Origin of the sequence: Bradyrhizobium sp. CSS354, assembly GCF_029051725.1 — a bacterium.
GTDB lineage: Bacteria > Pseudomonadota > Alphaproteobacteria > Rhizobiales > Xanthobacteraceae > Bradyrhizobium.
In genome coordinates this window covers 1-1,247 of sequence record NZ_JAACFU010000068.1, presented here as the reverse complement: position 1 = coordinate 1,247, position 1,247 = coordinate 1, and the positions used below count along the sequence as shown (strand labels likewise).

The following is a 1,247-nucleotide window of genomic DNA, read 5'->3' as shown; positions in this document are numbered from 1 at the left end:
TGAGCTGCTGCCGGTTTGAAGGACACCCGGTTAAGCTAATCCGACCTTACGCTCGAACTCAACAGGGCTGAGATACCCGATCGTCGAATGGCGCCTCACGGCGTTATAGAACCGCTCGATGTAGTCGAACACATCTGCTCTGGCCTCGTTCCTGGTGCGATAGCTTTTGCGCCCGGTACGCTCGGTCTTCAGCGACGAGAAGAAGCTCTCCATCGCCGCGTTGTCCCAGACATTGCCGGATCGGCTCATGCTGCAAACAATGCCGCTGTCGGCCATCAGACGCTGGAACTGTTCGCTCGCATATTGGCTGCCCCGATCAGAATGATGCATCAGAGCATCCGGCTTGCCGCGCCGCCAGACCGCCATCAGCAGGGCGTCTGCAACCAACTGAGCCGTCATGTTGGCGTTCATCGACCAGCCGACCACCCTGCGGGAGAACAGGTCAATGACGGCCGATACGTAGAGCCAGCCCTCGGCCGTCCAGATGTAGGTGAAGTCGGCGATCCACTTCTGGTTCGGCCGCTCGGCTGCAAACTGCTGATCAAGAAGGTTCGACGGTACGTTCGCAACCTGGCGATCGCCTTCGTCCTTGGGCAGACGCCGGCGCCGTGGCCGCGCCCGCAAGGCCTGCAGGCGCATCAGCCGCTCGATCCGGTGCAGGCCGCATTCCGCGCCATCTGCCAGCACATCCCGCCAGACACGCCGTGCGCCGTAGGTCCGGTCGCTGGCAAGGAAGCTTGCCTTCACCTGCCGGCCGACTGTCTCGTCGCTTAGGGATCTCGCGCTGGGTGAGCGATTCAGCCAGGCATGGAAGCCCGAGCGGGACACGCCCATCGCATTGCACAGCCATGCCACCGGCCAGATATTCCGGTGCTTCGCGATGAAGACGAACTTCATGTCGCTTCCCTCGCGAAGAAGGCCGCGGCCTTTTTTAGGATATCTCGCTCAGCCCTGAGCTTGTTGACTTCGCGTCGCAGCCGCTCGATCTCGAGCTGCTCGGGCTTCATCTGGCCATGGCCCGAAAACGCCTGCGCCGGATCGGAGCCGAACTCCTTCACCCATTTGCGCAGCACGTTCTCATGAACGCCAAGGTCTCGACCGGCTTGCGCCACAGACACCCCACGCTCCCTGACAAGCTTGACCGCCTCGATCTTGAACTCTCGAGTGAATTTGCGTCTCTGCATAGCCCACCTCCGGCTTGATCAAACACCCTATCTCGGTGTCCTTCAAACCGGCAGCAGCTCAAT

At 61.2% G+C, this 1,247-nt stretch carries 1 protein-coding gene; it reads right to left on the bottom strand.

What is annotated here, in order from left to right:
* Positions 1–30: 30 nt before the first annotated feature.
* Positions 31–1,184 (bottom strand): IS3 family transposase gene (locus tag GWG67_RS38645; RefSeq protein ID WP_275174881.1). Its coding sequence is split into 2 segments (ribosomal slippage): positions 31–935 and positions 935–1,184, totalling 1,155 coding nucleotides; the frame shifts between segments, so codons are not numbered across the junction.
* Positions 1,185–1,247 lie beyond the last annotated feature (63 nt).